Source organism: Microcystis sp. BLCC-F209, from assembly GCF_041928595.1.
In the GTDB taxonomy this organism is placed as follows: Bacteria; Cyanobacteriota; Cyanobacteriia; order Cyanobacteriales; family Microcystaceae; genus Microcystis.
The window spans coordinates 1-8,249 of record NZ_JBHFLL010000251.1; the positions used below are offsets into that span (position 1 = coordinate 1).

Annotated in this window: 7 protein-coding genes and 2 pseudogenes; 6 read left to right on the forward strand and 3 right to left on the reverse strand. The window is 40.7% G+C overall.

Translation table 11 applies throughout. The features are described 5' to 3' along the window. Positions 1–185: pseudogene (locus ACE1AQ_RS15910) on the reverse strand (hypothetical protein); the annotation flags it as partial. 15 nt (positions 186–200) lie between these two features. Next, positions 201–503, reverse strand: coding sequence for a DUF433 domain-containing protein (locus ACE1AQ_RS15915; RefSeq protein ID WP_106909917.1), 303 nt, complete (start codon positions 501–503; stop codon positions 201–203). 324 nt (positions 504–827) lie between these two features. On the opposite strand from ACE1AQ_RS15915, the gene ACE1AQ_RS15920 reads away from it, so the two are divergent. From ACE1AQ_RS15920 to ACE1AQ_RS15930, 3 genes and pseudogenes are all read left to right on the forward strand, one after another. After that, entirely contained in the window at positions 828–1,040 is a 213-nt protein-coding gene (locus tag ACE1AQ_RS15920; protein WP_008204776.1) for a 2-oxoisovalerate dehydrogenase E1 subunit beta, read from the forward strand. 459 nt (positions 1,041–1,499) lie between these two features. Then, positions 1,500–1,863 (forward strand): annotated as a pseudogene (locus tag ACE1AQ_RS15925) (hypothetical protein). 3 nt (positions 1,864–1,866) lie between these two features. Further along, positions 1,867–2,286, forward strand: coding sequence for a type II toxin-antitoxin system VapC family toxin (locus ACE1AQ_RS15930; protein WP_008200348.1), 420 nt, complete (start codon positions 1,867–1,869; stop codon positions 2,284–2,286). On the opposite strand, the gene ACE1AQ_RS15935 is transcribed toward ACE1AQ_RS15930, so the two are convergent. Further along, a complete protein-coding gene (locus ACE1AQ_RS15935; protein ID WP_110546039.1) occupies positions 2,287–4,707 on the reverse strand; it encodes a phosphoketolase in 2,421 nt (806 codons plus the stop codon). A gap of 555 nt (positions 4,708–5,262) precedes the next feature. On the opposite strand from ACE1AQ_RS15935, the gene gap reads away from it, so the two are divergent. The 3 genes from gap (at position 5,263) to ACE1AQ_RS15950 (ending at position 7,978) form a co-directional block, all read left to right on the forward strand. Further along, positions 5,263–6,297, forward strand: coding sequence for a type I glyceraldehyde-3-phosphate dehydrogenase (gap, locus tag ACE1AQ_RS15940; protein WP_002739710.1), 1,035 nt, complete (start codon positions 5,263–5,265; stop codon positions 6,295–6,297). A 302-nt stretch (positions 6,298–6,599) separates the two neighbouring features. Further along, positions 6,600–6,968: a hypothetical protein gene (locus tag ACE1AQ_RS15945; RefSeq protein WP_008200332.1), complete on the forward strand. Its 369-nt coding sequence runs from the start codon at positions 6,600–6,602 to the stop codon at positions 6,966–6,968. Beyond that, positions 6,965–7,978 (forward strand): folate-binding protein YgfZ, encoded by a 1,014-nt coding sequence (locus tag ACE1AQ_RS15950; protein WP_110546038.1) that lies wholly within the window; start codon positions 6,965–6,967, stop codon positions 7,976–7,978. The genes ACE1AQ_RS15945 and ACE1AQ_RS15950 overlap by 4 nt, the downstream gene beginning before the upstream one ends. Positions 7,979–8,249: the final 271 nt, after the last annotated feature.

Consider the following 8,249-nt stretch of genomic DNA (forward strand, 5'->3'; position numbering starts at 1 on the left):
GATAATAAAATATCTTTAACCGCTTGGGAGGCATTAATTAATTCGCTAACAATGATATCACTCATTAACAAAATAAACTTTTCTTGCTTAATGGCTTCCATCAATTGATTGGACTCTAAGGAAAATTCATCATCTAAACAGAATCCAATGACTGATGTATCGATATAAACTCTAAGTTTTTTCATAACGATTTTAGCTCGTCAATTTAATATTTTCTCAATTAAAGATGGTTTGTTGCCTTGTAGTTGTTTAGCAAAAGTTTCTCCTGCTTCAAGTTGTCGTCTAATTTCTTCTCGATTGTCATGGTAATAGGCCAAGGCTGCATAAACATCTGCTAGGGTGATAGTAGGATGATGATAAATAATTTTATCTGGTGACATTCCCATTCTTTCATGCCAAATTACAATATCTTGAACTTTAATTCGATGTCCAGCAATACGAGGTTTTCCGCCACAGATACTAGCAGTGATTTCAATATGTTGTGAGATAACTAAAGATGACATAATTACTTGCCAATAATATTCATAAATTGTTATTATCATACCATTTTTTCCCCAGTAAGGCCACATCAGTGCGATCGCCTCTGTTTTAGTGCGCTCGCCGATTTGGTAGATTGGGTTGAGGCACGAAACCCAACATGATCAACTATTAATTTATTTGGTTGGTGTTGGGTTGCACTTTGTTTAACTACATTTTGGCAATAAAGAGGCGATTAGGGTTGATAAACGGCGAACGCTAATCTTGTAAGCTTTAAAAAGTGCTATATAAAAAACTAAACAAACTATAATTAAAATTACTGCAAAAATTTAGAGAGTAAAGAAGGAAATATGACAGAAATAGTTTTTTTAGTGGAAGATGCACCGGAAGGGGGATATACAGCAAGGGCATTAGGCGAGTCTATTTTTACCGAAGCCGATGATTTACAATCTTTACGAGAAATGGTAAAAGATGCCGTTAATTGTCATTATAATGATAGGGAAAATCGCCCTAAAATTATTTGTTTACATATTGTTAGAGTGATGAATTTTTGCTTTTTTTAAATAATGCTTCTTCAATTAGAAAATCAAGTTTTCCAGCTATGTAATCTTCCTCAATTTGTTTTTACCACTGTTGATCGTGTAACTTATTGATCCAATTTCTTAAATACAAAAATTCATCAGAAGTAAGGCTTTCAATTTCCGCTTGAATTAATTGTATTTTTGTCATCTTAGTATCTTTCCACAACAATAGTTCAAATTTGAGTTTTATATTATCATTTTTTCTGTAAAAATGGGAATTTGCGATCGCATTTGGCAGAATATTGGAAGTGTGATCGCTTTTCTTGTCGGGTGCATTAACAAAGTATAATGCACTTTATTTGTTGTCTATTGATAAAATGATCCAAAGACGTTAATTTAAAAGATTGAGGTAAGGCAGTTTGTTGGGTTGGTCTTGTGTTAAAATTGGGTTAGGGCTAGTCTGAATCATTTATCCTGTATCATTTAACGGTGGAGAAAACTATGCTAAAAACCTTTAAAGCAATTTTGAAAAATAATACCCTTCAATGGCTTGATGAAACCCCTAAAATTAACTCCGAATATCCTGTTAATGTTTATAAGTACCTAAGCAAAATTAATTACACATATCTAACCACCTCTTGCCTCCTGCTTTTTGCCTCTTGCCTATCTTCACTAGGAAATTAATTTTGCACGACTACTTATTACCTTACTAGAAGAAAATATCATTGGTGAAAATCGATCTAACGGTCAAAAAATGGCCAATGCTTTGAAAAAAAATGCTAATAATAATACTTTTACTGATGTTGATACCCAACAGTGGCAACAACAAAATTGGTGCGATCGCTCTCTTCCTGATCGGGATTAAATCATGTTATTAGATAGCAATATTATTATCTATGCCGCTCAATTAGAAAATGAGTTTCTCCAGGAGTTTATTGCAGAAAATTATCCTTATGTATCTGCTTTATCCTATCTGGAAGTTTTAGGCTACCATCGGTTAAATCATCAGGATAAAGTCTATTTTGAAGAATTTTTTAATGTTTCTCAAATCTTACCCATCTCTCAACCTGTAATTAACCAAGCAGTAACTTTAAAACAAATCAGAAAGATGTCCTTAGGAGATGCCATTATTGCGGGAACAGCTTTCGTTTATAATTTAACAATTGTAACTCGCAATATTGATGATTTTAATTGGCTTAGTAAATTAAATATATTTAGGTGGAATAGGCAGATGAAATTTATCGGTAAACTAATAAATTATCATCACCTAAACCACTTTCTAGCCTAATTAATAGGGCCATTTCCAGTTAGTAATCTCGTCTTTATCGATACCATTGGTAAAAGCATAATCGAGATTATCGATAATAGCATTTTTCATCCGTTCCTTCACATGACCGGCAGCAGAACCTAATTTTGGCACGCGATCGATGACATCAATTACTAAATGAAAACGATCCACTTGGTTACGAATCGCTAATTCTAGGGGAGTATTAATATTCCCTTCTTCTTTGTAACCGCGCACATGAATACGTTCCTGATTACTGCGACGGTAGGTAAGTTTATGAATCAGCCAAGGATAACCGTGGAAATTAAAAATAATTGGCTTATCAGGGGTAAATAAACTATCAAAATCCCGTTCCGATAAACCATGAGGGTGTTCACTTTCAGACTGTAATTTAAACAGATCAACCACATTGATAAAGCGAACTTTTAAGTAAGGGAATTCCTCCCGTAGAATTGCCGTTGCTGCCAAAGATTCTTTAGTGATAATATCCCCACAGCAAGCCATAATTACATCTGGTTCATCGGGATTAGTTCCATCATCATCGTTACTTGCCCAATCCCAAATACCGATACCTTTGGTGCAGTGTTTAATTGCTTCCTCGATAGTCAAGTATTGCAGGTGTTTCTGTTTATCAGCAACGATAATATTAGTGTAATCCTTGCTCTTGAGACAGTGGTTAGCCACACTTAATAAACAATTCCCATCGGGGGGAAGATAAACCCGCACCACGTCGGCACTTTTATTAGTTACTAAATCGATAAAACCGGGGTCTTGGTGACTAAAACCATTGTGATCCTGCCGCCAAACCACCGAGGATAACAACAGATTCCAAGAGGAAACAGAAGCGCGCCAAGGCACATGATTTTTGCAGATATCGAGCCATTTAGCGTGTTGGTTGAACATGGAATCAATAACATGAGCAAAAGCCTCGTAGGAGTGAAATAAACCGTGACGACCAGATAATAAATACCCCTCTAACCAACCGACTAAAGTATGTTCACTCAGCATCTCCATCACACGACCATCGGGAGATAATTGACTACCATCTAAATCCTCTGGATAGGTATCAGCTAACCAAGCTTTTTTAGTCACTTCATAGAGAGCCGCTAAACGATTAGAAGCGGTTTCATCCGGACCAAAAACGCGAAAATTAGTCATATTATTTCGCATTACATCCCGCAAAAATACCCCCATCACTCCCGTGTTTTCCGCTTCCACCTGGCCCGGGTGGGTGATATCTACGGCATATTGACGAAAATCGGGCATTTTTAGGTCTTTCCGCAGCAATCCGCCATTAGCGTGGGGATTAGCACTCATGCGACGATGACCAATAGGAGCGAGTTCTTTAAATTCCGGCTTAAATTTACCCGTGGTATAGTCAAATAATTCCTCCGGGTTATAGCTTTTCATCCACTCCTCTAATTTTCTCAAGTGGTCGGGGTTTTCCTGCATAGCACCCATGGGGACTTGGTGAGCGCGCCAGAATCCTTCCACTTTATGACCATCAACGTTTTTCGGACCTGTCCAACCCTTGGGGGACCGGAGGATAATCATCGGCCAGGGGTAACGTTTAGCCACTCCTGTGCTGCGAGCTTCCTGTTGATAGGAGCGAATCTGATTGATACAGTGTTCTAGGGTAGCGGCCATTTTTTGATGGCAGTGCATGAGGTCTTCATCCTCCTTACATTCGACGATGTAGGGAGTGTAACCGTAACCGACAAAGAGACTTTCTAACTCGTGGGTCGAAATACGGGAGAGAATGGTGGGATTAGCGATTTTATAGCCGTTTAAGTTTAAAATTGGCAGTACCGCACCATCGCGAATCGGGTTAAGGAATTTATTCGAGTGCCACGCGGTAGCAAGGGGACCGGTTTCTGCTTCCCCATCACCCACCACCACGGCCGTAATAAGGTCGGGATTGTCAAAAACAGAACCGTAGGCATGGGAAACACTATAACCCAGTTCGCCGCCCTCATGGATAGAACCGGGGGTTTCGGGGGTGACGTGACTGCCGATGTGACCGGGAAAAGAAAATTGTTTAAAGAATTTTTGTAATCCTTCCTCGTCTTCACTTTTATCGGGGTAAATTTCCGAATAGGTTCCTTCTAGATAAACCGGACCGAGTACCCCCGGCGCTCCATGGCCAGAACCTGCCATAAAAATCACATCGAGGTCGTATTTTTTGATTAAACGGTTGAGGTGAACGTAGGTAAAACTTAAGGCCGGACTTGCTCCCCAGTGACCAAGTAAACGATACTTAACGTGTTCGGGTTTAAGATGTTCTTTAAGCAGGGGATTATCGCGCAGATAAATCATACCTACAGCTAAATAGTTACAAGCGCGCCAATAGGCATGGGTTTTGTAGAGTTCATCTTGAGAAAGGGGATTTTGTTCTGTTAAGGGTCTTTCTGGTGCGGATACCATGAATATTTCTCCAATATCTATGAACGATGAGATTAAGAGAGTTGATAGACAATTTCTCCAGATTATCGAGAGGGTTAACCCTCGGTCAGTTTTCAAACTGTAATCAAGAGTCTAACCTTTTGGGGCGCAAAAAACTATTAAAATAAGCTATATTTTGCCAATCCGGCTAGGGGAATTTATGTCAGTCGGGCGGGGTTTTTAAATCGCTTTTAAAGGCATATTAATATGTTCTTAACTTAGGAATCCACAAATTCTCAGAAAGCTTTTAATTATTTTTTAATGTCAACTTTTCCCAAAAGGCTATATAATCATATTTTCGTTGGTCGGCAAGGGTCTAATCAGGTTTTCTCGATGCCGGTGGCGGGGAAGACTAGGGTAGAAAATTTATTATTTTTTATCTTGGAAGCACTGAAACTTAAAATCTTTCTATACTTCATCTAGCGATCAATAAAAGCTGATTAGCATATATAGTGATTCTCTACAGGCTAATCAATTCTCGGATTGTTTTTTCTTGATCGTGCCTAAGCTTATCGCAGCTGCAAAGGAGTTTTTTTCATGACAAAAGTAAGAGTCGCCATCAACGGATTCGGTCGTATCGGTCGCCTCGTTTTTAGGGCGGGTATCCAAAATCCTGATTTCGAGTTTGTTGGTATAAATGATCTGGTTCCCTCCGATAATATTGCCTATCTGCTCAAATACGACTCCACCCACGGACGTTTTCAGGGTACGGTAGAAGCGAAAGAAGATGGCATCGTCGTGGATGGTAAGTTTATCCCCTGTTACTCGATTAAAGACCCCGCTCAACTGCCCTGGGGTGCAACCGGGGCCGATTATGTGGTCGAGTCCACCGGTTTATTTACCACCGCAGAAGGGGCAGGAAAACATCTAGAAGCTGGGGCTAAACGGGTGGTTATCTCCGCACCCACCAAAGACCCCGACAAGATTCGTACTATTGTACTAGGAGTTAACGATAATGAGTACGATCCCGCTAAAGATCTGATCGTCTCTAACGCTAGTTGTACCACCAATTGTTTGGCCCCGATCACCAAAGTTATTAACGATAACTTCGGACTGGCGGAAGGATTAATGACCACGGTACACTCGATGACCGCCACTCAACCCACCGTGGATGGTCCATCGAAAAAAGATTGGCGCGGTGGTCGCGGCGCCGGTCAAAATATTATCCCCTCCTCCACGGGAGCAGCCAAAGCAGTAACCCTAGTTATTCCTTCCCTAAAAGGCAAATTAACCGGTATGGCTTTCCGTGTGCCAACTCCCAACGTTTCGGCGGTGGATTTAACCTTTAAAACCGAAAAAGCCACCAGTTACGAGGAAATCTGCGCCGCTATGAAAGCCGCCAGCGAAGGACCGATGAAAGGCATCCTCGGTTATACCGATGAGGAAGTGGTATCGAGTGACTTTATCACTGACCCCCGTTCCAGTATCTTTGATGCTAAAGCAGGCATTCAACTTAATGCCAATTTCTTTAAGGTCGTCTCTTGGTACGATAACGAGTGGGGTTACTCCTGCCGGATGTTAGACCTGATGAAAATGATGGCAGCTAAGGAAGCAACCCTAGTAACAGCTTAAATCAGTTATCAGTTATCAGTAAACAGTAACCAGTGATCAGTAAACAGTAAACAGTAAACAGTGAAAAGACAGCACTGTTCATGCCGTTATCACTTAAGTAGGTGGGTGGAATTAAATATAAAATAAACGTAGGTTGGGTTGAAGCATGAAACCCAACGCCCGCATGGGTTACGCTACCGCTAACCCATCCTACAAATAATTGTGCCTACCTACTTAATCCTCAAATCTGATAACTGCCTTTATCACTTAATCCTCAAATCTGATAACTGATAACTGATAACTGATAACTGATCACTGATAAGATGAATCCAAAATTTAAAGATATTACCGCTTGGGAACAGGCACAATTATTAATGCAGCCGGCATTTATTCGGGTGCTGGATAATCTGCGTAAACAGTTAGAAAATTCCCTCTGGAAAGGAACTTATACAGAAATTCAAGATCCCTATCCCAGTTATCTGCTCTGTTTGACTTATCTCGATCGCTCCGTTACTGTAAATATTTGGGAACTTTGTTTTCAAGTCTGTTTTCTCGATTATCCCACCGATGAAGGAGAGAGCGTCACCATCGATACCAGTCTCCTCGACCCCACCGGTGAACTAGATTGGCAGAGTTTGGAAACGAAAACCGAGCGCATTATTAACCGATTATTCGCTAATTTACCCCAATGAAAGCAGATTTAGAAACGATCAAGGCAGAGTATGCCGCTAATTTTCTCAAAGATTACCACAATGATCCCCAAAGTTTAGCATCCCAAACAATTTTAATCGATCGCTCCGATTGGGGTTTATTAGAATTAAAAGGCCAGGATCGACTGCGTTTTCTCCACAATCAAACCAGTAACGCGATCGATCGCCTGAAACCGGGTCAGGGTTGTGAGACAATTTTCCTTAACTCTACCGGTCGTACCCTCGATTTTGTCACAGTTTACGCCGGCGATGATTCCCTCCTCATCCTCGTTTCTCCCCAACGTCGTCAATTTTTACTGGAATTGATCGATCGCTATATTTTCCCCTTCGATAAAGTGGAAATTAGCGACTTAACCGATAATTTTGGCATTGTCACCCTAATCGGTGCTGAAAGCGGGCAATACCTGCAAAAAATCGCCATTCCAGAGCATATTTTAACGGGGGTGCAGCATAGTCATTATCTCCTTTCTCAACCCGCCCTGAGAGTGGCCGTCGGCACCGGCTTAGACCTACCCGGATACACTTTAATCGTTGCCGCCGCCGAAGCCGGTCCCCTCTGGGAAAATTTAATTAAAAATGGCGTTACTCCCGCAGATGAGCAGGTGTGGGAATACCTGAGAATCCATCAAGGCCGACCGGCAGTCGATCGAGAATTAACCGAAGATTATAACCCTTTAGAGGCCGGTTTATGGCGAGCGATTGTCTTTGATAAGGGTTGTTATATTGGTCAAGAAACTATCGCCCGTCTTAACACCTATAAAGGCGTAAAACAAAGACTTTGGGGCATAAAACTCAGCCAACCCGTCCCCAGCAATACCCCGATTATTTTAGAAGCGCAAAAAGTCGGTTTACTCACCAGTGTGCTGGAGGATTTTGGCTTGGGTTATGTGAAAACAAAAGCGGGAGGAGAGGGTTTAAAAGTACAAATCGGCGAGGCAACAGGAGAATTAATCCCCTTACCCTTCCTCTCTCACGAATACCCCTTTCAGTGAACAGTAATCAGTAAACAGTGATCAGTAATCAGAACGTAGGTTGGGTTGAAGTATGAAACCCAACGCCCGCCTGGGTTAGTGATAACTCACATCTGATATAGTCATTTCAGATAATTCTGATCCACTCTAGACCGATGAAAACCTTATGAACTCTGGCATTTATATTCTCAATCTTAATTGAAATGACTATAACTAATAACTAATAACTAATAACTAATAACTAATAACTGATAACTGATAACTGATAACTGATAACTGATAACTGATAACT

Bases quoted from the DNA above. Each gene is read 5' to 3' on its own strand.
- ACE1AQ_RS15915 (WP_106909917.1), bottom strand. From the start codon at position 503: ATGTCATCTTTAGTTATCTCACAACATATTGAAATCACTGCTAGTATC.
- ACE1AQ_RS15920 (WP_008204776.1), top strand. From the start codon at position 828: ATGACAGAAATAGTTTTTTTAGTGGAAGATGCACCGGAAGGGGGATAT.
- ACE1AQ_RS15930 (WP_008200348.1), top strand. From the start codon at position 1,867: ATGTTATTAGATAGCAATATTATTATCTATGCCGCTCAATTAGAAAAT.
- ACE1AQ_RS15935 (WP_110546039.1), bottom strand. From the start codon at position 4,707: ATGGTATCCGCACCAGAAAGACCCTTAACAGAACAAAATCCCCTTTCT.
- gap (WP_002739710.1), top strand. From the start codon at position 5,263: ATGACAAAAGTAAGAGTCGCCATCAACGGATTCGGTCGTATCGGTCGC.
- ACE1AQ_RS15945 (WP_008200332.1), top strand. From the start codon at position 6,600: ATGAATCCAAAATTTAAAGATATTACCGCTTGGGAACAGGCACAATTA.
- ACE1AQ_RS15950 (WP_110546038.1), top strand. From the start codon at position 6,965: ATGAAAGCAGATTTAGAAACGATCAAGGCAGAGTATGCCGCTAATTTT.